We start from the raw sequence: 26,324 nt of genomic DNA, 5'->3' as shown, positions 1-26,324 counted from the left end.
CATTTTTAAGCATATCCCTGTTATGAGTATGATAATAGGAAGAAACGGAACTTTATGAATATTTTCAATATACAAATTACTACAAATTATTTTAAACGCCCGTGTTATACTAACCTCATTATTAGAATGCTGGTTTAGACTATTACTAATAAGGGGGAATTTGATGCTATTTTTTCCTTCTCAGCCTGAAATAGCATTAAATACATATGATTACACTGAGTTTCAGCCGCCCCGGAGTGCCTGGAATAAAGACATTGCTTTGTATTATCAGTTCAGAACAAAGGAAGCCACTTCCTATGCGATCCCTGTTATTCCTGATGGTTGTATTGACTGTATTTTCTGCTGCGAACCTGCTCATCCTGAAGCTGTACTCTGGACGAGCCCACCTGTGAGAAAAATACAGCCCGATTTCAAAGAAAATAGTTTATATTTTGGCATCAGGTTCATCCCGGAACAGACTACGCTGCAAGTAAAAAGCCCTATGAACGAAATTATTGATCAGAATTTTCCTGCAGAAAGTGTTACAGCTAACTTTGATACTGCACTTCTTCATCAGATTTTTGAATGTAATTCCTTTTCTGAGAGAGTTAAATTGTTTGAAAGCATTTTTGTGAATATGACGGGCAGGGTAAGGTATGATCATAAAATCATTCAATACTGCAGCAGGAGAATTTATGCGTCGAATGGTACAGTAACCGTCCGCCAGCTTTCAGAGGAAACCGGCTATTCAGACAGGTATGTACGCAATAAATTTGCCGAATATATTGGCTTTTCACCGAAGCAGTTCTGCAGCATTGTTAAATTCCAGAATTCCGTGAAGAAAATCATCCGTCAGGAGCAGATCACACAGGAATTATTTCTGGAAATTATTCAGGAAAACGGTTATTATGACCACGCCCATTTTAACCGGGATTTCAAGAGACTGGCAGGTGTAACTCCCACACAGTTTAATAAGTTCCTGGAAAGAAGGAAACCGGAAGCAGACGTAACAGCTGATCGAGCCTGGTGAGCATTAGATAATTATAAAAATTTGTAATGTATGGAGATAGTCTTTGACTCTCCAGGGAACTTTCCCGAAAGTCCCCCGTATTACTAGTAACGACAGGGGGATGTGAAATTATGGTAAGTGCTTTAATAGTAATGGCTGGCCTGATTCTGCTTGGAATACTGTTTTCTTTCGGAAAAGGCTCTTTCCTTATAGCCGGTTTCAACACGATGCCAAAGGAAGAAAGAGATAAATATGACAAAACTGCTCTAACAAAATTCATGGGAAAAATGATGTTCGCCCTTGCATTCATTCAGGTTTTTATGCTGCTCAGTGAACTGCTGAAAATCGGATGGCTTTTTTATTTTGGGCTTGCGCTTTTTTTCATTGTTATATTTTTTATTCTTTACTATGTGAACACCGGGAACAGGTTTAAAAAAACAAAGTAAGGGCATAAGTAAAGAAAACCAGCCGATTTGCGAAGACAGAGGCATGGTTGCACTTGTACTTTAGCCATAAAATTCCATTGTCGGATTGATTTCTTCGCTATATATACTTAGAGTGAATCAATTTTATAATTCAGGAAATGTTACTTTGTTGATCGATTTACGCTACAGACGGACGCGTTCTGCGGGCACGGCTTCAAATAATTTTTGACGGCTGTACGCCGTCAAAAATGGATTTTCAGCTTTTTATGCTTTTCCCGCAAGAACGAGCATCTTCTTCACCGCAAATGCGTCGAGTTGTCTCGACGGATATTCTACGGAGCTATGCTGGCAAAACTCTTTTTGCGACGAGTAACCGCAGGAGCAAAACTCTTTTTGCGACGAGTAACCGCAGGAGCAGATGAAGAGACAGTCACCGCCGCCTTACGCTGCAATCGAAAAGTAATGTTCGTCTTTTTAAATGTAAAGTCTATATATGGAATTCATTCAGGGTGTAAAAAGATTAATACATACTTTAAATAATTTAAACCAGATTAGTTTTATACGAAGGGGACCGCTGTGTCTCCTGTCTTATAATGCAGCAAGTAATGGGCAGAATAAATTTACATTTATTTTATGGAGGGATTTCGTTTGAGCGGTTTATCGGTGTTTGCTTTAGGTGGTTTGCATGAGATTGGAAAAAATATGTATGCCGTGCAATACGACGATGACATATTTCTTATTGACTGCGGCAATAAATTCCCTGATGAAAGTTTGTTAGGGATCGACCTTATCATTCCTGATATAAGTTTTCTTATTAAAAATAAAGAGAAGGTGAAAGGGCTGATTGTCACTCACGGTCATGAAGACCACATTGGCGGCATTCCATTCTTACTGAAAGAAATAAATGTTCCGGTTTACGCAACCAGGTTTACGATCGGTTTAATCGAGCTGAAACTGCAGGACCATAAGCTCCTTGGCACTACAGAGCTGAAAGAAATAAAGGAGGATACGCAGCTGGACTTTGGAAGTGTCCAGGTCGAATTTTTTAAAGTCATCCATAGTATTCCTGACTGTTTAGGTGTTGTATTTAATACACCGGAGGGTAGTGTAGTTCATACAGGTGATTTTAAATTTGATCTGACTCCGGCTATTGAAGAGTACTCAGATATTCATAAGATGGCGGAAATAGGGAAAAAAGGAGTGCTGCTGCTTCTTTCTGAAAGTACAAATGCCGAACGTCCCGGGCTTACTCCAACGGAACGAAGGGTGGGGGAGCATGTGGATGAAGCATTTATGAAGGCGGATGGGAAGGTGTTCCTGTCGACTTTCGCTTCAAATGTAAGCCGTTTGCAGCAAGCGGTGGACGCAGCAGCAAAAACAGGCAGGAAACTGGCGCTGCTTGGCCGGACGATGGTAAATGTAGTCGAAGTGGCGATGGAGAGAGGCTATCTGAATGTGCCGGACGGCATGCTTATTGATAAACGGGATATTAACAAGCTCCCTCCTCAGCAGGTTGCAATATTATGTACCGGAAGCCAGGGAGAAATAATGGCGGCTCTGTCCAGGCTGTCTACCGGAGATTTCCGGGATGCGGAAGTCCTTCCGGGAGATACGGTTATTCTAGCTGCCGGCCCGATTCCCGGGAATGAAAAAGCAGTGAGCCGTATCGTCGATAATTTGTATGGCCTCGGAGCAAAAGTTATCTACGGTTCCGGAAGCTCTTCAGGAATGCATGTATCTGGCCACGGTTATCAAGAAGACTTAAAACTGATGCTCACCTTAATGCGGCCAAAGTATTTTATTCCGATTCACGGGGAGCTGCGGATGCTCCATCACCACCGTATGCTTGCTGAATCTGTCGGGGTGCAAGAAGGAAACACCTTTATTTTGAAAAATGGCGACGTGCTGGATATTCAGGACGGGGAAGCAAGGCAGACGAAGTCCGTACACGCCGGAAATACCTATGTAGACGGCCTTGGTGTAGGGGAAACTGGCGAGATTGTTCTCCGTGACAGAAGACAGCTTTCAGAAGACGGAATTCTTATTATTTTTCTGACCATGAGCAAAACAGATAAAAAACTTGCCACGAATCCTGATATTATTTCCCGGGGCTTTGTTTTTGAAAAAGAATCTACAGAGCTGTTAAATAATATCAATGTCCTTGTTTCCCAGACAGTGAATGAGATGACATCCTCTAAAAGAAATGAATGGGGCATGATCAAGCATGAACTAAAAAAGGTGACAGGGGACTACTTATATAAACAGACAAGAAAGAAACCAATGATTCTGCCGTTTATTATTGAAGTGTAAACTGACCAGGATGACAGGAGAATTGGATGATGGCTGAAGAAAAGACGTATGAATAATCATACGTCTTTTCTGTTTGAGTCTCATAACGGCCGAAAATCAGTCCTGAATATAAAAAACAGTCGTATAAAGGGTTCATACGACTGTGAATGCCTTTTTATCACCTGAAAAGGGTCCAGTTATGGATAATGGTAACTGGACCCTTTTGTACTTGAGAGAGGCTGTTGTGTCCCAGCCTATTTGTATTATTATGGTCATTGAATTTTTATTGGTTGTTTTTGAGTTCTTCCAGTTCTTTTCTCGCCTGTTCATCTGGTATGCGGTTTGCGATCCAGTCGTTTCTGTGCGCAGAATCAAATTGCGTCAGCCCTTTTTCTTCCGGATCATCTTCTGCATAGACACTTTCTATGTCATCAATCTTTTCACTCGCTCTCCAGTGGGTGTCTTTATCTGCTTCAGAATTTACTGTTTGCTTTTTCTTGTACATACGAGAAGCGAGAACCGCTCCGCCCGCAATTGATCCGACTATTAGACTTAATGTTGAAGTTTTCATATTATCCCTCCACTGTGAATTTTGTTGCTTATTACTCTATCTCATACCCGTTTTTCGTTATTTAAAAATATCAATTTCTTTACAAAAGTATTTTTACAGGGAACATTCTTGTTACAAACTGTTGTAAAGCCTTTAACAGAGCGAAAAAACTGCACCGCCGGATTAGCAATCGGGGTGCAGTTTTTTTCAGCAGGAATCATTTAGTTTTAATCTTTAAGTTTTAGCTTGGCAAGGGCATCGGCAAGAGCTGGGTTAAACGGCTCGTCATTATCCTTGTTTTGTTTATTCATATATTTATTAACATCACGCTTGGAAATCTTCGTGTTTTTCTCTTTCTTCTTTCTTTCATTGAAGGTGGAGAGCTTTTCTTTATGGCCGCAACGGCAGACAAAGACCTGACCTTCGCCTTGTCCCCTCAGTTCCAGTTTCTTTTTACATTTCGGACAGCGGGCGTTTGTTGTTTTGGAAATATTCTTCCGGTGACCGCATTCCCTGTCCTGGCACACATGCATTTTACCTGTTTTCGTGTTTACTTCAAGCATGTTTTTTCCGCAGTCAGGGCATTTCGTTCCGGTGATATTATTATGCTTGTATTTTTTCGTGCTGTTTTTAATTTCATACACGACGGATTTAGCGTAGTCTTTCATCTCTCCGATGAACTGATTTTTAGCCAGCTTCCCCTGAGCGATCGCCTCAAGTTTTTGCTCCAACTCTGCAGTAAGAGCAGGGGACCGTAACTCTTCCGGTACCAGGTCCAGGAGCTGCTTCCCTTTGGAAGTGAGGAAAATATCCTTTCCTTTCTTTTCGATAAGGAAGGAATTGAACAGTTTTTCAATAATATCCGCACGGGTAGCCACAGTACCGAGGCCGCCTGTTTTTTGCAGCGTTTTAGCAAGATCCTTTTCTTCGCCGGCCATATATTTCGCAGGATTTTCCATGGCGGAGAGAAGAGTTGCCTCATTAAATCTTGCAGGAGGTTTCGTTTCCCCGGAAGTCTGGTTTACAGAGACGATTTTCAGCTGGTCTCCCTGTGCCAGCTGAGGGAGTAGCTGCTCTTTCATGTCATCACTGTTTTCCTCGTCCTCTTCAAACTTGTTTTCATATACTTCTTTCCAGCCAGGGGAGAGGACTGTTTTCCCTTTGGCGAGGAAAGTTTCTCCTGCCAGGTCCGCCTTGATTGTTGTCTGTTCGTATTCAAACGGAGGATACATAACTGCTAAAAATCGTTTTACAACCAGATCATAAATTTTCCTCTCTTTATCGGAAAACTTGCTTACGACTGGGGTTTCCTCAGTAGGAATAATCGCATGGTGATCGCTCACTTTTGAATCGTCCACAAAAGATTTATTCGTTTTAATCGGCTTTTTCAGCAGCTGGTGGGCAAGCTTCGTATAGCCTCCATTACCACATGCTTTAATCCGGTCCTTCAGTGTATCAGTTATGTCGCTCGATAAATATCTTGAATCGGTTCTCGGATAGGTGAGGACTTTATGCTGCTCATAGAGCTTCTGCATTATAGATAGTGTTTCTTTTGCCGAGTAACCGAATGCTTTATTTGCATCACGCTGCAGCTCAGTCAGATCGTACAGTTGAGGAGCATAGCTTTTCTTCTGTTTCTTATTGATTTCTGTTATTTTTGCCTGGCTTTTATTCGTTTTCTGCAGCAGCTTATCCGCTTTTTCTTTAGAGAAAGTGCGAATGTCACCGGAATGGCTGTCCTGCCACGTAAGAGACAGGCCATCGCTCGCTTTCGCTTTAATCCCGTAGTATTTTTTCGGCTTAAAATTACGGATTTCTTCTTCTCTTTTTGCGATAATCGCAACAGTAGGGGTCTGCACCCGGCCGGACGAAAGCTGGGCATTAAATTTTGTTGTGAGTGCTCTCGTAGCGTTCAATCCCACATACCAGTCAGCCTCAGACCGGGCTACCGCTGCATGGTAGAGATTTTCATACTGTTTTCCGTTCTTGAGCTTCTGGAATCCTTCTTTTATCGCTTTATCAGTAACGGAGGAAATCCAGAGCCGTTTAATCGGCTTATTTATTTTAGCTTTTTCAATGATCCAGCGGGCTACAAGTTCACCTTCACGGCCTGCATCAGTAGCAATAATTATTTCACCAGCATCAGGGCGGTGCAGCTGGCTTTTTACAGCGTGGAACTGTTTGCTCGTCTTTTTGATTACCGTTAATTTAAGGTTCTTTGGCATCATCGGAAGATCTTCTATTTTCCACGTCTTATATTTTTCATCGTACACTTCAGGGTCGGCAAGTGTCACAAGGTGGCCGAGCGCCCAGGTAATAATGTATTTGTCGCCTTCAAGAAAACCATTTCCTTTCTTATGGCAATTCAGCACCCGGGCAATATCTCGGGCTACAGAAGGCTTCTCTGCAATAACAACACTTTTTTTCATCTGTTTTAAACATCCTTTCCGGAAAACACAATCAAAACTAATATAGCACACAATCCTATTCCTAAGATAGGGGAACACAGTAATTGTCGGGGGTCTGGCCCTTGTCGGTTCGGTGTCAGGCTCCAGAGAGGTTAGGGCTGAGGGAGGGGCATATTGAGCAGGATGATTTTATATTTTTTTAGGAATACGAAATAAATTGTTTTTATTAAGGAACTTTAGTGGTAAAATTCTTACATTGATTAAAGCTGAGCGGTTATCTCTGAAGCAATTTTCCTTGCCCCAGAGAAACAGAGGCTGAGCAGTACGAAACCCCGGGAATAGAAAATGTTTTTAATACCATACAGCGAGGAAGACCTATGACAAAATCACAAGTTAAGAATATCTCTCTTTTTGCTGTTACATGGCCGATTTTTATTGAATCACTTCTGCATATGTCATTAAGAACTGCAGATACTTTTATGCTTAGTAAAGTATCAGACGAAGCAGTCGCATCGGTCGGCGTCGCCAACCAGCTGATTATGTTTATGTTTTTTCTGTTTCAGTTTATTGCTGCAGGGACTTCTGTCGTAGTTGCACAGTATCTTGGCGCAAATAAACATGATGAAATCAGGAAATATACTGGAAATGGAATTTTGATCAACTTCTTATTCGGAATCTTGATTTCCGCGATTCTTATAGCGTTCAGCAGGCAGCTTCTTGGGTTATTTTCCTTAGAACCTGCACTATTTGATCAGGCAAGGACATTCCTGATTATTGTCGGTGGAGCGCTTGTTTTTCAGGCGATGAGCATTACGATGTCTATGGTTATCCAGACGCACGGATTCACGAAAGATACAATGATTGTAAGCGGCTGTATGAACATCATTAATATATTTGGAAACTATTTATTTATATATGGAGCACTCGGTTTTCCTCAGTGGGGAGTCCCCGGGGTAGCTCTGTCAACAGCAGTCAGCCAGTTTCTCGCATTGATTGCTTATGCGGTAGTTCTTTATTACCGGGTAAAACTGAAGCTTACCTGGAATGACTTTATTGATCTTCAAAAAGAAAGGCTCAGTAAAGTCCTTAGTATCGGGATTCCATCGTCTATCGGTAATCTCTCTTACAATCTAAGCCAGATAGTAACAACAGCAATTATCACTCTTTTAGGCACACAAATGCTTGCAACAAGGATATACACATTAAATGTCCTCTTTTTAGTAATCATTCTTGGCATTTCTCTTGGCAGGGGATCTCAGATAATTACCGGCCACCTTGTTGGTGCAGGTAAAATGGAGGAAGCATACAGGGAAGGGCTGAGGACTATCCGCATCAGCATTATCGCTGCAGTAGTTGTTGCTCTTGTGGTTATAGCAGTAAGGGAACCGTTGCTCCGGTTATTTACAAACGATCCGGAAATAATCGAAATGGGTATGATTCTCCTGCTGATGGGCCTGCTTCTGGAGCCTGGCAGATGCTTCAATCTTGTTTATGGAGCAACTCTGCAGGCAACAGGGGATGCGCGATTCGTGATGGCTGTTTCGATTATCGTCATCTGGGGGCTCAGTGTGCCAATGTATTATATATTCGGTATCCATTTTGGATGGGGGTTAATTGGCATCTGGGCTGCATTCATTATAGATGAATGGATCCGGGGAATAGCTCTCTGGTACCGCTGGAAAAGCAGAAAGTGGGAAAAGAAAGCACTTGTTAAAAATAAGCCGGAAGAAATAGCGTGAGCAGGGGATGAACCCTGCTCGCGTTTTTTATTAGCAGTTAATATTTAATTCGCTGGCAGACGGGTGGATTTCGCAAGTTGGAGGGGCGATTTCGCAGTTAAACCTTCTTTTTAACATATTGTCAACTCTGCCAGTGTAAGATACAGCGTCACATCGGTTCAAAAACCTTGTATTCCATACTAATAAACCTCAAAATAATAAACAATGAACAAAATATGCAATACATAATTTTCTAATCAAAAAGAGGGGGATATACATTGGAAATTGGAATCAGTACATTTGTAGAAACAACGCCAGATCCGAAAACTGGTGAAGTAATCAGCCATGCGCAGCGTCTCAGAGAGGTAGTGGAGGAAATTGTCCTTGCTGACCAGGTGGGGCTGGATGTCTTTGGAGTGGGGGAGCATCACAGGGAAGATTTCGCCGCTTCTTCGCCCGCTGTTCTTCTGGCAGCTGCCGCATCTCAGACAAAAAACATAAGACTGACGAGCGCGGTTACGGTGCTTTCGTCAGATGATCCGGTAAGAGTTTTCCAGGATTTCGCTACGGTTGACGGTATTTCAAACGGCCGGGCGGAAATTATGGCAGGGAGGGGATCCTTTATTGAATCCTTCCCATTGTTCGGTTATGATCTGCAGGATTATGATGAATTGTTTGAAGAAAAACTCGATTTGCTCTTTCAACTTACAAAAACAGAAAAAATCACCTGGAAAGGAAAGCACCGTCCATCCATTCATGACCGGGGGATATATCCTCGTCCTGTACAGGATCCGCTGCCTGTATGGATCGGAAGCGGCGGGAATCCTGAATCCGTTGTGCGGGCCGGATATCTGGGGCTGCCGCTCGTATTGGCGATCATTGGTGGAAGCCCGCTGCAGTTTGCTCCCCTTGTTGACCTGTATAAACGAGCAGCAGCGGAAGCGGGCCATGATGTTTCCAAACTTCCAGTCGCTTCCCACTCACATGGTTTTATAGCGGAAACAACAGAAACAGCAGCAGATAAGTTTTTCCCGTCAACCCAGCAGGTGATGAATGTTATTGGCAGGGAGAGAGGCTGGGGGCATTATGACCGGTCAAGCTTCGACCATGCCAGAAGTTTTGAAGGGGCTCTTTATGTCGGGGATCCTGATTATGTGGCGGAGAAGATTATCCACCTTAGAAAAAATGTAGGGATCACCCGTTTTATGCTCCATCTTCCTCTTGGAACAATGCCTCATGATGAAGTCATGAATGCGATTGAACTCCTTGGCAAAGAGGTAGCTCCCCGTGTAAAAGGCGAGATAGCGGAGTGGGAGAAAGGCCGGTAAGAGACTAACACATAGGAAAAACAAACAGGGGCAAGACCTTTTTAAAAGGCTGCCTCTGTTTTTTATAGAGAAATCCACCAATACACATCTAAACTGCTTCAACACTCTTAGTTACAGCCCGAAGCTCAAGCCTTGTTGTTCCTTTTCCTTTATTTTTTGTTTTATCCAGAACAATTTCCCCGATATCCTCTGTTCCTTTCACATGGGTCCCGCCGCATGCCTGTTCGTCTATCTCTCCGATTTTCACGAGACGGATTTCTTTCACAGCCTTTGGAATAAGATTCACTACTGTTTTAATCGCGCCTGAAATTGCTTCCGCTTCTTCTCGAGGGAGGGTTCTCGCTGAGACAGGATGGTTTTTCTTTACTTCTTCATTAGCTAAAGCTACGATCCTGTTAATTTCATCCCGGTCAAGCTCTGTAATATCTGTAAGATCAATTCTCGCTTTTTCCGGGTAAATCTGGTTACCGGTACAAAGAGAGCCATACTCTTTATGGAATACCGCAGCAAGCACATGAAGCATGGTGTGATGCCGCATAAGGTTTTCTCTTCGTTCCCAGTCAATTACCGCTTCAGCAGGACCGGGAATAAGCCTTTCTGCATCCCGTACATAGTGGAGTATTTTCCCCGCTTCTTTTTTCACTTTATGTACTTCAAATTCCTGTCCGTTCTGTATGATATGACCATGGTCGCATTCCTGTCCGCCGCCGGATGGATAAAAAACTGTCTTATCAAGTATTACCGTACCATCGTTAATTTCAATGATATTTGCGCTGCATGTTTTTAAATAACTGTCTTCCAGATAAAGTTCTTCCGTCATCCTAACACCCTCCAGGCAAAATATTTTTATTTAATATAACAAAAAATTTTTATAATTACAAAAAGTTATTGAATTTATTAAATTTTTAGAATATTATAACATAAAGAGAAGGGAGGCTGTACATGACAATTCAGGAGAAATTAAACAGCACAGGGCTTCAATGGCCGGACGAGCCGCCTGCACCAATGGCTAACTACGTCACTGTAAGAAGAACTGGTAATTTATTATTTGTTTCAGGGGCCGGTCCGTTTGTAAATGGAAAACCTGTTTACCAGGGGAGAGTCGGGGCAGAAGTAACATTTGAAGAGGCGAGAGAAGCAGCCAGAATAACTGTAGTGAATTTATTAAGCATGGTAAGCAGTGAAGCAGGCGATTTACATAAAATCAAAATAATTAAACTTCTTGGATTTGTAAATAGTTCACCAGACTTCTATGATCAGCCAAAAGTCATCGATGCTGCTTCAGATCTTTTCGCAGAACTCCTTGGCGAGAAAGGAAAACATGCCAGGTCCGCGATTGGGACAAGTGTCCTGCCATTTAATATACCAGTAGAAATCGAGATGGTCGCAGAAATAGAAGATTAGGAGGGCTACTATGCTAGTTACGATTAATGATATTTACCAGGCCAGGGCTAATCTGGCAGGTGTAATTAACAGAACACCGCTCGAAAACAGCACGACAATATCCACATTAACAGGTAATGACGTATATTTAAAAACCGAGAACCTCCAGAAGACTGGTTCCTTTAAAATCCGCGGTGCCTATAACAAAATTGCTAATCTGCCTGAAGAAGAGAGGAAAAAAGGAGTAGTTGCCTTTTCTGCGGGAAACCATGGAGCAGGCACTGCATACGCGGCACAAAAGCTCGGGGTTAAATCAACTGTAGTAATGCCGGAAAACCCAGTGTTAAGCAAAAAGAACGCCATCCTTGAGTACGGGGCGGAAGTAATCGAACACGGAACTACTTCGATTGCCATGTTTGAAAAGGCATTCGAATTACATCAGCAAGAAGGCCGTGTAATGATCCATCCTTTTGATGACCCATATATCATTGCTGGTCAGGGGACGATAGGGCTGGAAATACTTGAAGATCTTCCGGATGCAGAGGTAGTCATCATCCCTGTAAGCGGTGGAGGGCTGATATCCGGGCTTGCAGCCGCTCTAAAGGAAATCAAACCGACGATTAAAGTAATCGGAGTTAACACAGAAGGGGCAACTGCGATGTATACCTCTTTACAGCATGGCCAGCCGACTGAAGTGAGTGAAGTAAATACAATTGCTGACGGCCTGATGGCAAAAAAACCAGGAGACCTGACTTTCGCTCATACGAAAAAATATGTGGATGACCTCGTTCTCGTTTCTGAAGCAGATATTGCAAACAGTGTTGCTTTTATGGCTGAAAGGGCAAAGCTTGTTGTGGAGCCTTCCGGTGCAGCTGCAACAGCAGCGCTTCTAAGCGGAAGAGTCAACATAAAAGACAAGAAAACTGTAGTGATGGTCAGCGGAGGGAACGTAAGCTTTGAGCTTTATCATAAGCTGATTAGAGAATACACAGAGCGTAATGCTGCAAAACAGGAGGTGGCCCGATGACATATTTGCTGAAAAACATTCGCGTGATCACCTGTAACGGCGATGATATTTTTGAAAACGGGGAGGTTTTGTTCAGCGAAGAAGGGATAACAGAAGCTGGCATATCAGTGAAAAAACCAGAAGGTGCTGTTACGGAAATAGACGGCACCGGTAAAACGGTAATTCCCGGATTAATAGATTCTCATGTCCATCTCGGAATGGATGCTTCTCCCGATCCGTTCGCAAAGATGAAAGATGACGGGTCTGAGGAAATTGCCTTTAAAGCTGTAAAACAAGGATACGAATTTCTGGCTGCTGGAATTACGACGGTAAGAAATCTCGGGACCCGGTACAATGCAGACATTAAATATTCCAGGGCAGTAAAGGAAGGCCTCATTGAAGGGCCAAGAGTTTTTGCCGCTGGGCGGCCCATCGTTATGACAGGCGGACACGGCCACGTTATGGCAGTAGAAGCTGATGGACCTGACGAGGTAAGAAAAGCAGCACGCCAACAGTTTAAAGCAGGAGCTGATCTTTTAAAAGTAATGGCTACTGCCGGAGTTCTCACAGAAAGCAACGAAGGACCCGGGGGAGTTCAGTTAAATGAAGAAGAGCTCCGTTGCGCCTGTGAAGAAGCTGCAAACCTTTCTAAAACTGTTGCGGCCCACACTATAGGCACGGAGGGGATAAAGAACGCAGTCAGAGCTGGAGTAACAACGATTGAGCACGCTTATCTTCTTGACGAAGAAGGAGTCCAGCTCATGGTCCAGATGGGGACGTATCTTGTTCCAACCTTACTGGCACCACGCCTCATACTGGACAAGCAGGGGATCGTTCCTGACTATATGCTGAATAAATTGAATCAGATAGTCGATGACCATATTAATAGTTTCCGGCTGGCTCTGGAAGCGGGGGTGCCGATCGCAGCCGGAACAGACGCAGGAACCCCATTTAATGTACCGGGGCTGCTCGCTGATGAACTCGCATTGATGGTGGATTGCGGGATGAGTCCAGCGGAAGCTTTAAGATCAGCAACTATCACAGCTGCCAGAGCGGTTAAAGCGGACAGCAAAATAGGAACCGTTGAAGCAGGAAAAACTGCTGACTTAGTGGTTGTGGACGGGGATCCGCTTACAGACATTAGTATTCTGAAAAATCCAGTTCACGTTTTTAAGGATGGCAGGCTTTATCAGGGAACAGCACTGAATAAAGTTCCGGAGGTACAGTAAGATGGAAAAACAGCTCGTAAAAACCGATATCCATCCTTTGCTAAGAAGCTACCTTCCAATAGCTGAAGGGATAGCATCTACTTTCGGTGAGTTCTGTGAAGTAACATTGCATGATTTTTCAGACGTTTCTTCTTCCATCGTCGCTATCTTTAATGGAGAGGTGACAGGTCGCCGGATTGGTTCTCCGGTTACAAATCTCGGGCTTGAAATACTCCGTAAAGGGGAAAACGGTGAGGATCTTATACTGAACTATCCTAATTCTACCGTTCCTCAGAAGTATATAAAGTCCAGCTCCATGATCATCAGGGACGAGCATGACGAAATGATTGGCTGTTTATGCATTAATATGGATTTAACATATTTAAAGATGAATCACACTTTTGCCGAAAGCCTCATGGCAACAAACCAGAAGAAAACGAGAAAGGAGGAATTTTCCCAGTCTATTACAGAACTTGAGGATGAAATCATTGAAGATGCAGTCAATCAGATTGGCAAGCCAGTTGCATTAATGAATAAGGAGGAGAGAGAAGCCTTTATTGCTTACCTTGATAAGAAAGGATTATTTCTTATCAAAGGAGCCGTACAGCGAGTAGCTACATTGCTGGATATTTCCAAGTATACGATGTACAACTATCTGGACAAGTCGCAGAGCTGACAAAAGACACAAAAACTATGTGAAAAAAGAACACTAAATAATTGAAAATAAGGAGGGAAACTTCGTGAGCGCAATCCCACAAAATAATCCAGGGGTGAAACCAGACCCGCAAATGGATCCTAATAATAAAAAGCCAGGCATAGCGAATCGATTATTTTCTAAATTTTTAGACTTTGTGGAAAAGTACGGTAACAAACTTCCTGATCCTGTAATGCTATTTGTAATTATTGCTGGTATTATACTTCTTTGTTCCGCAGTGTTTGCCGCTTTAGGCACATCGGCTGTCAACCCGGCAACCGATGAAGAGATTTTCGTCGTGAACTTATTGAACGGGGAAGGGTTAATTATGATTTTAACCGAACTCGTTCCGAACTTTACAAGTTTCCCTCCACTTGGGATTGTATTAGTGGTCATGCTGGGGGTTGGCTTAGCGGAATCTACCGGACTGATTTCAGCGCTAATGAAAACAACCATTATGAATACACCAAAGAAACTGATCCTTCCGGTAATTGTATTGGTAGCAATGCTCGGGAATGCAGCAGCAGATGCAGCGATGGTTGTTCTTCCGCCAATCGTAGCAATGATCTTCATAGCTCTCGGAAGGCATCCGATCGCCGGTCTGGCTGCAGCATATGCTTCAGTAGCCGGAGGGTTTAGTGCAAACCTGATATTAAGCATGCTTGATCCTTTAGTAGCTGGTTTCACACAAACCGGCGCACAAATTATCGATGCTAACTATGTTGCAAATCCGGCAATGAACTATTATTTCCTTGCTATTTCCTGTTTTGTTCTCGTCCCTGTAGCTGTACTTGTAACTACAAAAATCGTAGAGCCCCGTCTCGGCTCGTATACAGGTACTACAGAAAAGATTGAAGAAGTTACAAAATCAGAAAAAAGAGGATTGCTCTGGGCAGGTATATCCATTGCTGTTCTTTCAGTAATCGTTCTGTTCCTTACAATCCCTCAGGATGCATTGCTCCGGGATGCTGAGACAGGTTCGTTAACTGTTTCACCATTCATGACAGGCCTTGTGCCGCTAATGATGGTATTCTTCCTGGTGCCAGCGCTCGTTTATGGACTCGTTACTAAGGTTCTGAAATCTTCTAAAGATATTGCTGACCATCTGGCAAAAGCAATGTCCGGCATGGGAATGTACATTGTTATCGCCTTCGTTGCTGCACAAATGATTGCCTTCTTTAACTGGAGTAATTTAGGTCCGATCGTTGCCATTAAGGGAGCAGACCTTCTTCAGGCATTAGGATTAACCGGCCTTCCGCTTCTCCTTGGATTTATTATTGTGGCAGCGCTGATCAACCTCATGGTTGCAAGTGCTTCTGCGAAATGGGCGATCCTCGCGCCGGTTTTTGTGCCTATGTTTATGATTGTAGGATACAGCCCGGCATTCACCCAGCTCGCATACCGCATTGGAGACTCGATCACGAACCCAATTACTCCAATGCTTGCGTATTTCGCTATCGCCCTGACATTTGCGAAAAAATACGATCCGAAAATCGGTATCGGAACATTTATGGCTTCTTTACTCCCATACTCAATTGCATTCGCAATCGTCTGGATTATCCTTTTCGCAGCATGGTACTTCCTTGGGCTTCCACTGGGACCAGGAGAATTTATCCACCTGAATAATTAAAGCTATTCAGATTAATTATGACCCTGGCAGGCTGTTGAGAATTTTTTCTCATCAGCCTGTTTCTTTAGTTTTTAACCACTAACATAACTCTTACATGGATATATTATCCACTCTGGTAGTTTTAAAAATTTCAGACAAGGGAACGGTACTTTTACAGGATGACTATAACCCTATGAAGTTAATTGTTTCCCTCTCTCATCCCAAGTCCTGTAATTATAAAAATTTCTTATCGTACAGACAAAGTACTTATGGTAACTTCAAAAGGAATCAGTGTAATTAATTGGAAAATTTTAAAACTAAACGTTCAGGGCAAACCTTCAGAAATGATGGGACGCAAAACTACAGGGGCTACAACTGCAAAGTTATGCCAGCCAGTTACCGTTTTAATGGATAGCACATTCTGAAAACGGATGTGTTTTTGTATTTAAATGAAGGTTTTCATTGGTAAGAGTCCGGGGTCCCTGTATTTGGCAGCACCATTCCATGAGAATTTAAGATCAGTATGAACAGAGAAAGGAAAGGGAAGTATGACATTAAATATTCCGGATACAAAACTACTGAAATCGCAAAATATTATTCTGGAAATGATTGCAACCGGGGAATCCCTTATGAGCATCCTCGAGAGAGTGACCGTGGAAATTGAAAGTATTTTTAAGGATACATACTGTTCAATAATGATATGTGATGAAGCAGAAAACATTTTAGCAGACACTGTGGCTCCAAGCCTTGACGATTCATATAAACGTGCTGTCAAAGGAATCAAAATAGCTCCTCATTCAGGTTCATGCGGAACTGCAGCATACAGAAAAGAAAGAGTAATCGTAAAAGATATTACAAAGGATCCGCTCTGGAATGAATTTCAATCCCTTGGTGTTTCACATGGCCTGAGGTCATGCTGGTCCGAACCGATTCTTTCCTCTGAAGGAAAAATACTGGGTACTTTTGCCCTTTATCACAGTTTTCCGAATGAGCCTTCAGCAGATGATGTACAGATAATAGAAACTTTTACATATATAACAGCTATGGCATTGGAACATAAAAAGACAGATGAGAAACTATCAGAGAGCGAACGGCACTACCGGCTCCTTGCAGATAATGTTTCTGATTTTATCGGTATTGTGGATCTTGAGGGTAATTATGTTTATGTATCACCGTCCCATGAAAAGTATTTAGGTTATTCTTCTCTGGAGCTGTTAGGTAAAAACTGCTTTGAATTTATGCATCCTGATGATATTAATTTTGTAGTGGAGGCATTTGAAGAATCACTTAAAACCAATCAACAGGAGCACCAGGCAGTGTTTCGGTTTAAACATAAAAAAGGCCACTGGGTGTATCTGGACACTAAAGGAAACCCGATTGGAGATAATAACCAGGGCATCACTCATTTTGCCTACATTACGAGAGATGTCACAAATCAGAAAAAGGCCGAGCAGCAGCTGGAAGAAGTAATCGAGGATCTTCAGGAGACCCAGGAAAAATTCGATTCTCTGTTCAACAACTCTCTTGACGCAATTTTTGAAATCGATGAAGTAGGCAATTACGCAAGAGTTAACAATGTAGCGGAAAAACTAACCGGATACAGTAAACAGGAACTGCTCAGAATGCATTTTAATAACCTAATGCTGTTTAAAGAAGAAGCCGAAGAAGTTTTTCGAAAGGTAAAAGATGGCCAGTCATTCCGTTTTGAAAACTGGCTTATTCATAAAGAAGGGCATCACTTATTTATTGATGTGAATGTAGTTCCTGTTTCTTATAAGGATAATTCCTGTACTGTCCTAGCTTTTGTTCAGGATATTACAGAAAAAAAGCAGGCAGTCGAGGAGATCAGAGAACTTGCATATAAGGACGCCTTAACCGGCCTGCCAAACCGTTCACTGTTTAAGCTGAAACTGGAAGAAGCGATTAATCGGGCTGATGAAAACAGTAGTTCATTGGGTATTTTATTTATTGATTTTGATAATTTCAAATCTATTAATGATACCTTAGGACATGATTTCGGGGACGAATTGCTCAAAAAGCTTGTTGAAATAATGAAATCATGTATAGGAGATGAAGATATACTTTCCAGACAGGGCGGTGATGAATTCTTAATTTTAACTGAACAAGCAGGCATCTCTGAAATGCGAACACTTTGCAGAACAATCATTAATGAATTAACAATGCCTGTTGAGCTATACGGAAATGAAGTCTTTATTACGCCGAGCATTGGTGTATGCATGTACCCTGAATATAAAGTGAATGCCGTAAATTTAATAAAGAATGCTGATTTAGCTATGTATCATGCAAAAGATACAGGAAAAAACAAATATCAGTTCTATACAGAACATCTTCACGAAAAAGTCATGCGAAGAAACCAGCTCGTCAGTTCTCTCAGAAAAGCACTCCATCGGAAAGAATTTTCCCTGCATTATCAGCCGCAGTTTGAACTGGAGACGTCTAAGATTACCGGCCTGGAAGCATTACTTAGGTGGAAGCCGGAATTTGGTACCGTATCTCCGGCTGAGTTTATCCCTCTGTCGGAGGAAACAGGAATGATTGTCGATATTGGAGAATGGGTTTTGTATGAAGCCTGTATACAGGGAAAAGCATGGCATGATGCTGGAATATTAAATGCCCCTGTTTCTGTCAACGTTTCCGCCCGGCAGTTTATGGATCCTGATTTTACAGAGATGGTTACACGCATATTAAAGGAAACAGGCCTTCAGCCTCATTGTTTAGAGCTTGAAATAACCGAACGGATACTGATGGATGTAAATGAAGCGGCAGACAGCGTGAATAAACTAAGAGAATCAGGAGTACGCATTGCGATCGACGATTTCGGCATCGGCTACTCTTCACTGAATATGATAAAAATCATTGATATAGACAGCCTGAAAATTGATCAGTCATTCCTCAGGGATGTCATGAAAAACAGTAAATCAGCAGGTCTGCTGGATACGATTATACGAATAGGCACTGAAATTGGTTCTGATGTTATTGTAGAAGGGATTGAGACGGAAGACCAGGTTAACTTTCTGAAGCAAAAAGGTGTTATCGGGCAGGGGTATTACTACAGCAAGCCCCTTCCAGCAGAAGAAATCGAAGGGTTTTTAAGAAGAACTAAAGCGGGAGAATAATATTTGCACGCCCAGTAATTTAAAGCACTCCTCCTGCATGTTGATAAATCCCGTAAAGAAGGGCTGAACCTCCCTTAAACCGTATTTATATCCTTTAAAAGGATAATTTAAGTACAAGGGAGGTTTTCATAATGGTCAACAATAAAGTATTATTAAATTTAATATGAAAATAAAATCAGACATGCTATTGCAGCATTTTTATTTAAGCAGATGCTTACCTGGCCACTGGGACTGATGGTCGTGAAAAAAGACTATATCACGTATCCGGTAAGATTTTTTAAAAAAGAAAATAAATCCAGTTTTTCATTCGAGTATTTTATTTACACTGCTTTATGTGCAATCTTTAACATTAAATATCCGGAAAAATACAATTCTTTTGTTAAACTGTTATACATAGTCTTCTATGCGGGAATTATGACCTTGGGGGAAGTTGCTATAGAAAGATACACTAATTTAATTAAGTACAGAAAATGGAAGTGGTACTGGAGTTTTCAGACCCTGGGCATCACTAATTATCTTTCCCGGATATTTTACAAATGGTTTTTCAGAGAAGATTTTACTTCTCAATCAGCTGAGTTTTCATAAAATCAGGCAGAGAGTGTTCTAAACTGGAACGCTTTTTTTGCTGTGCTGTTTAGATCGGTTGAACAAGTGGAGGAGTTTAGCAATAGGTGTCGAATCTAATCAATAGACTAACTAAACTGCCAAACTGGAGGAAACAGGATGAATAATTTCACATTCGATTTACCAACAAAAATTTACTTAGGTAATGGACTTTTTTACAAAACAGCAGATTACATAAGCAATATTACTAAAGGCAGAAGAGTTTTCTTAGTAACCGATCAGGGGATGGAAAAAATCGGCCTTGCGGACATACTTTTAAAACAGCTTCAAAAGAACGGTTTCGAAGTGGAAATTTTCTCAAAAGTGGTGCCAAATCCAAAAGACGCAGACTGTGCAGAAGGGGGAGAAGCAGCCCGGAGTTTTGACGCTGATTGTATTGTGGCTCTTGGAGGAGGATCGGTAATAGATGCAGCGAAAGCGATCGCAGTCTTGCAAATGCATGGCGGAATGCCACAGGAGTATGCAGGGCGGGGGAATGTGCCAGGACCAGTAAAGCCCCTTGTGGCGATCCCTACAACAGCCGGGACAGGCGCTGAAGTAACAAGATCTTCTGTCATTACGGATACAAAAAGAAAAATCAAATTTACAATTAAGGATGTAAGAATTGCTCCCGCGGCAGCTATTGTGGACCCTGAGCTTACGTACGGGCTCCCGCCAGCATTAACCGCTTCCACCGGTATGGACGCACTTGTACACGCAATAGAGGCATACACATGCAAACTTTCGAACCCTGTTTCAGACGGGCTTGCGATTCAGGCAATGAAGCATATATATCCGAATCTCCGGAGGGCAGTGGAAAATGGTTCCGACAAAGAGGCCCGGTACCATATGATGACAGGCTCAATGATTGCAGGAATGGCTTTTTCACACGCTGATGTGGCTTCTGTTCATTGTATGGCAGAAGCAATTGGCGGGCTGTATGATACTCCGCATGGGGTGGCTAACTCCATGTTTTTACCTTATCTTATCGAGTTTAATGCTGAAGCAGATACGTATAAACACGCTGAAATTGCCAGAACTTTCGGATTAGCGGGTGAAAAAGAATCCGATTCGGAAGCTGCTGCTGCTCTGGTTCACGAAGTAAAGCAGCTTGCTAAAGATATTGAAATCCCTTCCTTTGCGTCCTTACTGGAAGCTCGTACTGAGGATTTTGATTACCTGGCGAAATCTGCATTTGAAAACGGGTCCACTCCAAGCAATGCGAGAGACATAACAGAAGAGGATTACAAAAACCTCTTTTATAAAGCTTTTGAATCAAAACCATAGCTCACTAAATACTTTTCGGTTTCTATTCCAATACTTTGGGAAGAGTACAAATAGAAGTACCGAAAATTATCGTAAAGGAGTTCTATTTAATGGCTTCAGAAACAAATATTCACTCTGAGACAGCCAGGTTTATTTCATCCATGCTGCGCAATAATTTTGGAAAGGGTCCCTCCTCTGTTTACGTAACAATAAAGCCTCCTTTTTTCACGGCTCATATCAGGGGCTTTATTGCTCCAATGGAGAAAATCCTGCTTCGCCAGAAAGAATATCAGCGTGTGCTGGAAACAAGGGACCTGCTGATGCAGGAATTGAAACAGGAAATTATCCTGGAATTATGGAAGAAATCAGGTTTGGATGTGAAACACTTATATGCAGACTGGGATCTGGAGAAGGAGTCAGGTACCATATTCGGAATATTACTGGTTGATGGGGAAAAAGAAGAAGACTCCTTCTGGCCGGAGGAGTTAAGTAAGGGAGAGTTTATCGAGGGAATAGACAGAGCAAGTGTCCTTGTTCAGAAAAAACCCGGAAGTACAGAAGCTTACTGGCTGAATGACAGAACAATCTTAGTCAGGCGCAAAGAAATCCTTGTACCAATTGAAAAAGAATTAATAAAGAACGGAGTAATAGAAGATTTAAAGCTGTCCAAAAGGCCTCTGGAACGGAGAGCATTAAAAGAGGTACAGCTGGAAACAGCATTAAAAAGAAACATTAGTGAATACTTTGTCGACTGGAATTTCGATAAAGATGAAGGTTTTATTGTTCTGATTCTGAAAAAAGATCCTGTCCAGGAGGATAAAAAGCAGTAAAGTCAGAAATCGTGCTGTTTAGCAGAATAACGGAATGAGGAGCCGTAAAAAAGAAAAATACACTTGGAACGGTTCCTCGTTCCGCTAACAGCATAAAATACAGTATTTTCATAGGTGAAAGAGGCGAATAGCGGAATGAGGAGCCGCACCAATAAGCACGGACTTATAAATCTTCAAAAGTTCCTCGCTATGTATTTCAACTAATTACGCAACGGATCAGTTCAAAAGGACAAATTAACAAATTAACATTCTCTCAGAACAACTCAAGCTGAAGAAGGCTTTGCGTAGTGAACCGCTCTGATTCTGTTACTCCTCTGGACAAATGGAAATCGACAGAACAATAAATAATTAATCAATAAACGAATCCTTCACTGCAGGCTTCATCCCCTGGCAATGAGGGCATTTTGAATAATGCTTTTCTTCCTGAAGTTCTGATATATATTCAAGGGAATTGGTGAATTCTCTTAGGTCTACCGGCGTGCCGATAAATCCGCAACGATCTTTCGCAAAAAGTTTTCGATGTATTAATTTATGTTTATGGTCAATAAAATAACTCATTTGGACCCTTTCCTCTCCTTTTCAGTAAAATTCCATTTCAATAAAAAAAGCCGAAAAGAGCCCATAAAATGGACTTTCCTTTTCGGCTTTACCTTCAGCACTACTGTCTGCGGCATCTTACCCACGTATGTTAACTGTTCATAAAATATCAAACATATTTCATATAAAAAAGGCTATGGTATAGATTGATGCTGATTTTCAGCCGTCTCGTTATAAAAATTGCGAGACACCATTTTTAAAACGGAAACGCTATTGTTTTCCGAGTAGTACAATCGTATTAGCTTCATTAAAAATTGTCAATGGTTCAATTCAATCCATTAAGCTGCTTTTTCCAACAAACAACGGACTACAATAAGGAAAAAAAATTTTCTTATATAATAATGTTTTGTAATTTACAGGCCTGTTTACTATAATAATTTCAGCAGTTATATTTTTTTATGTGTCATGCGATTGTATTAACTAAAATGACAGCGGGGGGAAGCAGACTTTTGAGTTTTAAAGGAGATAAAAGTCGGCGAAAAAATGAATACATCTTTTGAAAAGTTTGCGAATGATCGTGAAAACATGTGGGAGCTTTTTCAATTAATGAATGACGGGCTGATGATTACCGATTTTAAACAGCAAATTATTGCAGTGAACCCATCGTTCGAAAAGATTACAGGTTACAGGCTGGAGGAAGTAACAGGTAAGAACCCAAAATTTTTACAATCCGGCAAAACAGATCCTTTCGTTTTTCAGGAGATGTGGAACAGCCTTTTCACAACGGGGACCTGGACTGGGGAATTGGTAAACAGACGGAAGAGCGGAGAATTATTCTGGTCTTACATAACCATTACAAAAATAAATAAAGCTGAACCTGAGGATTCGTATTACATCGGGATTATGCGTGACATTACCGAACGAAAACAAATGGAAGACAAAATGCAGCATATGGCATATCATGATTCATTGACTCAGCTTCCAAACAGAGCTTTGTTTCTTGAGAAACTAAAAGATTCAATTACACATGCCGAACACAATGACAAAAAATTAGCTCTGCTTTTTCTTGATCTGGACAAGTTTAAACTGGTCAATGACACTTTTGGACATTTGGCTGGGGACGAGCTTCTTCTGCAGGTTTCCCGGAAACTCCAGCATGTAATTGGAATCGAGGGCATTGTCGGCCGATTTGGCGGAGACGAGTTTACTATCCTTCTTGACAATATTGCCGACTCCGACGATGTTAACAAAGTAACAGAGAAAATATTCAGGTCCTTTAATGTACCAGTTGATTTGTTCGGCAAGCCAATTAAATTATCGGCAAGTATTGGTGCCACTATATATCCGGACCATGGGATTACTATTGAGATGCTGCTTAAGAACGCAGATAAAGCAATGTATTTTACAAAAAACGAAGAAAAAAACAGTTTCTTCCTTTATGATAAAAAAATTAATGCCCCTGTTTAACTTATCTTATACCTGGCAATAATACGTTCCTGGCTGCTGAATCAATGTTCAGCAGCTTATTTTTTATGCCTAACCTTAATATTAATTCATTTATGATGCGCAGTGATTCGAGGCCCTTGATAAATTACAGCGATTATCGCAGCCGGGCATGTTCATGTCAAATATATGTCTAATTATAGAAAGTTGTGAAACAACCTGGAAAAAACGCTAAAATTCACCTGAAGTCTCTGTTTAAAATCTATGCTTCATGAGATAATGATTAATATTTAACAGGACGGTACAGAACAGGGGGCAAAAGCATATGATGAAGCCAGGTATTAAAGGGAAGGGAGCAATATTTATCGTTCTCCTTTCCGTGCTGCTTTTATTATTATGGTTCAGGGATTCTGCAGAGCCGACTACAGGGGACGCAGCAGAAGATGGAAGTAATAACAGTGGAGAAGTAATTCAGGACGAGGAACATGAAGAAAACAGCAATCATACTGAAAATGAACTCCCTGATAACGAGGTAATTGAAGAAACAGAGGAAATCTCCGAAACTACAAAAGATTCAGACCGGGGCGGCAGCGAGAATAATACTCTTGTTGAAGGTGAAAAGACGGAGACTGAAAACGAAGCTGCTTCTAATAACATTGAGAAGGAACTGACTGAAGAGGAAGTAAAAAAAGAGGAAGAGGAAACTGAATCTGGACAGCCTAACGGCAATGGAGGGGGAGATTCTCTGTCAGACAGCAATCTGTATACGAACAGCCAGTTTGGTTTTACAATGGAACTTCCGGAAACGTGGCAAGATATCATTCGTATAGACACAAATGCATTTTCTCCTGATCAGGAAGGAGCGGTAAATTTCTATTACGAACCTTCCGCAGAAATTAACCAGCTTGTTTTCTCTGTAATAATTTACACCGAAGAAAAAGGTAAAGAGCAGGAAGACAATCCTTTCTGGATGCCAATCGCCACAAATAACGGTTATACTTTTGGTTACATCATACCCGGAGAACCAACCGAGGAATTATTAGCACCTGAAAACAGCGAAAAACTGGAACTGGTGCAGCACATGATATACACTGATCTGCCGAAAATAATCAGCACATTTAAGTTCAACTGAAAACTGTATAATTTCTTCAATGACTCCACATAATTATCATATCCGCCGGTGCCGGCAACACTGTGCGGTTAACATAGTTTATCCCTTCACCGGGACAGACTGTACCTGTATAAGCATCCTGTCTGAGCTGCAGCTCACAACAGGGTGCTTATTTTTTTATATAGTAACTATCCAACAGTTATCCTCAACTCTCCTTTGTTCCATAATTAAAAGGGAATCTGCTGATCAAAAGAGAATAGATAGAGAAACAAAATTAGTGAGGTGAAACCATGCTGAAGAAAAGATTCATTGATCTGAGCCACACGATAGAAGACGGGCTTGTTACATACAAAGGACTTCCTGCCCCGCTGATCTGCGATTTTCTCAGCAGGGAAGAGTCCCGGAAGCACTACGAGGAAGGGACAGAATTCCAGATAGGAAAAATTGAAATGGTCTCTAACACTGGTACATATGTAGATGTTCCGTTCCATCGTTACAGGACAGGTAAGGATCTGACTGAAGTAACCATTGACAAGCTTGCAGGACTTGAAGGCGTGCTGATTCACATTGATAACGGGATAAAGGAAATCGGCGAACAGTTTTTTTCCGGACTGGACGTGCAGGGGAAAGCCGTTTTAGTGCATACCGGCTGGGATAAACACTGGAACACAGACCAGTATTTCGAAAACCACCCGTTTTTAACAAAAGGAGCAGCAAAATACCTGGTACAGAAAAAAGCGGCACTCGTAGGTATCGATTCTGTAAACATCGATGACACATCCGTAAATTCCCGCCCCGTCCACAGCACACTGCTGGCAGAAGAAATAGTAATTGCGGAACATCTCTGTAATCTTGAAGCATTAAAGAATAAATCGTTTCAATTTTATGCTGTCCCTCCGAAAGTGAAGGGCTTTGGTACCTTTCCGGTAAGAGCATTCGCTGAATTAAAATAGCACTCATTTTAACAAAACTACTTATACAGGAGGAATTGCGGAAATGGAATACACCACTATAAAGCCAGAAATAAAAAACCATACTGGAATTATTATCTTCAACCGGTCCGACGAAGGAAACAGTGTAATGCTTAAGTTCATGGAGGAGCTTGCCCATATATCAGAAATATATAAAGAAGACAAAAATATCAGAGTCGTTGTCCTAAAAGGCAGCGGGAGCCATTTTTCCGTTGGAGGCGACCTGAAAGCCTTTGCGGCTGAGGGCTCCGGTATCTCGCCCCACCTTCGCCAGGTTACCCTCCATCTGAATAAGGCAATTATAAATTTTGTAAAAATGAAAAAGCCTGTCATTGCTGCTGTTAACGGCACAGTAGCAGGAGCAGGAATGGGCCTCGTTTGTGCTGCAGATATCGTCGTCGCAACTAAAAAGGCAAGATTCGTCATGGCATATACGAAAGCAGGTCTAACTCCGGACGGTGCCACGAGCTACTTTTTGCCGCGTCTTATCGGCCTGAAAAAATCATTGGAGCTATCTCTCCTGAACCGTATGCTTACAGCTGAAGAAGCAAAAGAATGGGGCCTGATTACCGAAACATGCAGCGACACAGAACTGGAGAACACCACAAATAAACTTGCGGAGAGCATGGCAGAAGGAGCAACCGAAGCCTTCGGACTCACTAAAGAATTATTATACAGCTCCTTCCATCACAGCCTTGAAGATCAGACAGAAAAAGAGTCCTTGCTGATTGCAGAGAAAACAGCGTCCCCGGAAGGGCAGGAAGGAATAAATGCATTTCTGGAAAAAAGAAAGCCCGAATTCCCTAAATAAAAGCTGAGC

Annotated in this window: 22 protein-coding genes and 1 riboswitch; of the genes, 18 read left to right on the top strand and 4 right to left on the bottom strand. The window is 41.9% G+C overall.

Annotation, left to right across the window (positions count from 1 at the left end):
• Positions 1-163 precede the first annotated feature (163 nt).
• From BK582_RS16130 to BK582_RS16120, 3 genes are all read left to right on the top strand, one after another.
• Complete coding sequence (locus BK582_RS16130; RefSeq protein ID WP_078596020.1) at positions 164-1,009, top strand: helix-turn-helix domain-containing protein; 846 nt, start codon at positions 164-166, stop codon at positions 1,007-1,009.
• Between the two features lie 110 nt (positions 1,010-1,119).
• Entirely contained in the window at positions 1,120-1,434 is a 315-nt protein-coding gene (locus BK582_RS16125) for a DUF3784 domain-containing protein (RefSeq protein ID WP_078596019.1), read from the top strand.
• A 627-nt stretch (positions 1,435-2,061) separates the two neighbouring features.
• A complete protein-coding gene (locus tag BK582_RS16120; protein ID WP_414457988.1) occupies positions 2,062-3,723 on the top strand; it encodes a ribonuclease J in 1,662 nt (553 codons plus the stop codon).
• Between the two features lie 262 nt (positions 3,724-3,985).
• On the opposite strand, the gene BK582_RS16115 is transcribed toward BK582_RS16120, so the two are convergent.
• Both BK582_RS16115 and BK582_RS16110 read right to left on the bottom strand, forming a co-directional pair.
• A complete protein-coding gene (locus tag BK582_RS16115) occupies positions 3,986-4,273 on the bottom strand; it encodes a hypothetical protein (RefSeq protein WP_078596017.1) in 288 nt (95 codons plus the stop codon).
• A 206-nt stretch (positions 4,274-4,479) separates the two neighbouring features.
• On the bottom strand, positions 4,480-6,681 hold the full coding sequence (locus tag BK582_RS16110; protein WP_078596016.1) for a DNA topoisomerase III: 2,202 nt from the start codon (positions 6,679-6,681) through the stop codon (positions 4,480-4,482).
• A gap of 356 nt (positions 6,682-7,037) precedes the next feature.
• Here BK582_RS16110 and BK582_RS16105 point away from each other — a divergent pair, with 356 nt between their 5' ends.
• Both BK582_RS16105 and BK582_RS16100 read left to right on the top strand, forming a co-directional pair.
• Positions 7,038-8,399, top strand: a complete 1,362-nt coding sequence (locus tag BK582_RS16105; protein ID WP_078596015.1) for an MATE family efflux transporter — start codon at positions 7,038-7,040, stop codon at positions 8,397-8,399.
• A gap of 257 nt (positions 8,400-8,656) precedes the next feature.
• Positions 8,657-9,706 carry an LLM class flavin-dependent oxidoreductase gene (locus BK582_RS16100; RefSeq protein WP_078596014.1) on the top strand — a complete coding sequence of 350 codons (1,050 nt, stop codon included), beginning with the start codon at positions 8,657-8,659 and terminating at the stop codon, positions 9,704-9,706.
• Positions 9,707-9,794: 88 nt separating this feature from the next.
• On the opposite strand, the gene BK582_RS16095 is transcribed toward BK582_RS16100, so the two are convergent.
• Positions 9,795-10,526 carry an alanyl-tRNA editing protein gene (locus tag BK582_RS16095; RefSeq protein WP_078596013.1) on the bottom strand — a complete coding sequence of 244 codons (732 nt, stop codon included), beginning with the start codon at positions 10,524-10,526 and terminating at the stop codon, positions 9,795-9,797.
• Positions 10,527-10,648: 122 nt separating this feature from the next.
• Between BK582_RS16095 and BK582_RS16090 the strand changes: the two genes are divergently transcribed.
• The 9 genes from BK582_RS16090 (at position 10,649) to BK582_RS16050 (ending at position 21,442) form a co-directional block, all read left to right on the top strand.
• Positions 10,649-11,110, top strand: coding sequence for a RidA family protein (locus tag BK582_RS16090; RefSeq protein WP_078596012.1), 462 nt, complete (start codon positions 10,649-10,651; stop codon positions 11,108-11,110).
• Between the two features lie 10 nt (positions 11,111-11,120).
• Complete coding sequence (gene ilvA, locus BK582_RS16085) at positions 11,121-12,116, top strand: threonine ammonia-lyase (protein ID WP_078596011.1); 996 nt, start codon at positions 11,121-11,123, stop codon at positions 12,114-12,116.
• Complete coding sequence (locus tag BK582_RS16080) at positions 12,113-13,324, top strand: metal-dependent hydrolase family protein (RefSeq protein WP_078596010.1); 1,212 nt, start codon at positions 12,113-12,115, stop codon at positions 13,322-13,324. Before ilvA ends, BK582_RS16080 begins: the two co-directional genes overlap by 4 nt.
• A 1-nt stretch (position 13,325) precedes the next feature.
• Complete coding sequence (locus tag BK582_RS16075) at positions 13,326-13,979, top strand: helix-turn-helix transcriptional regulator (RefSeq protein WP_078596009.1); 654 nt, start codon at positions 13,326-13,328, stop codon at positions 13,977-13,979.
• 112 nt (positions 13,980-14,091) lie between these two features.
• The gene (locus BK582_RS16070) at positions 14,092-15,627 is read left to right on the top strand and encodes an AbgT family transporter (protein WP_078598081.1); all 1,536 of its coding nucleotides are present in this window, start codon (positions 14,092-14,094) and stop codon (positions 15,625-15,627) included.
• 298 nt (positions 15,628-15,925) lie between these two features.
• A riboswitch (cyclic di-GMP riboswitch) is annotated at positions 15,926-16,010 on the top strand.
• A 144-nt stretch (positions 16,011-16,154) separates the two neighbouring features.
• Positions 16,155-18,743, top strand: coding sequence for a bifunctional diguanylate cyclase/phosphodiesterase (locus tag BK582_RS16065; protein ID WP_078596008.1), 2,589 nt, complete (start codon positions 16,155-16,157; stop codon positions 18,741-18,743).
• 174 nt (positions 18,744-18,917) lie between these two features.
• Positions 18,918-19,328 (top strand): CBO0543 family protein, encoded by a 411-nt coding sequence (locus BK582_RS27135; RefSeq protein WP_338066848.1) that lies wholly within the window; start codon positions 18,918-18,920, stop codon positions 19,326-19,328.
• A gap of 138 nt (positions 19,329-19,466) precedes the next feature.
• Positions 19,467-20,633, top strand: a complete 1,167-nt coding sequence (locus BK582_RS16055; protein ID WP_078596007.1) for an iron-containing alcohol dehydrogenase — start codon at positions 19,467-19,469, stop codon at positions 20,631-20,633.
• 89 nt (positions 20,634-20,722) lie between these two features.
• Positions 20,723-21,442: a Na-translocating system protein MpsC family protein gene (locus tag BK582_RS16050; RefSeq protein WP_078596006.1), complete on the top strand. Its 720-nt coding sequence runs from the start codon at positions 20,723-20,725 to the stop codon at positions 21,440-21,442.
• Positions 21,443-21,790: 348 nt separating this feature from the next.
• Here BK582_RS16050 and BK582_RS16045 read toward each other — a convergent pair whose 3' ends face one another.
• Positions 21,791-22,000, bottom strand: coding sequence for a hypothetical protein (locus tag BK582_RS16045; RefSeq protein ID WP_078596005.1), 210 nt, complete (start codon positions 21,998-22,000; stop codon positions 21,791-21,793).
• A 522-nt stretch (positions 22,001-22,522) separates the two neighbouring features.
• On the opposite strand from BK582_RS16045, the gene BK582_RS16040 reads away from it, so the two are divergent.
• The 4 genes from BK582_RS16040 (at position 22,523) to BK582_RS16025 (ending at position 26,315) form a co-directional block, all read left to right on the top strand.
• On the top strand, positions 22,523-23,446 hold the full coding sequence (locus tag BK582_RS16040) for a GGDEF domain-containing protein (protein WP_078596004.1): 924 nt from the start codon (positions 22,523-22,525) through the stop codon (positions 23,444-23,446).
• Positions 23,447-23,747: 301 nt separating this feature from the next.
• Positions 23,748-24,554, top strand: a complete 807-nt coding sequence (locus BK582_RS16035) for a hypothetical protein (protein WP_078596003.1) — start codon at positions 23,748-23,750, stop codon at positions 24,552-24,554.
• A gap of 269 nt (positions 24,555-24,823) precedes the next feature.
• Positions 24,824-25,486, top strand: coding sequence for a cyclase family protein (locus BK582_RS16030; protein ID WP_078596002.1), 663 nt, complete (start codon positions 24,824-24,826; stop codon positions 25,484-25,486).
• A 43-nt stretch (positions 25,487-25,529) separates the two neighbouring features.
• Positions 25,530-26,315 carry an enoyl-CoA hydratase/isomerase family protein gene (locus BK582_RS16025; RefSeq protein WP_078596001.1) on the top strand — a complete coding sequence of 262 codons (786 nt, stop codon included), beginning with the start codon at positions 25,530-25,532 and terminating at the stop codon, positions 26,313-26,315.
• Positions 26,316-26,324 lie beyond the last annotated feature (9 nt).

The organism is Evansella clarkii, from assembly GCF_002019695.1.
Classification (GTDB): Bacteria; Bacillota; Bacilli; order Bacillales; family Salisediminibacteriaceae; genus Evansella; species Evansella clarkii.
Note: the sequence above shows the minus strand (reverse complement) of the source record. Positions and strands in the feature narration are given on the sequence as shown.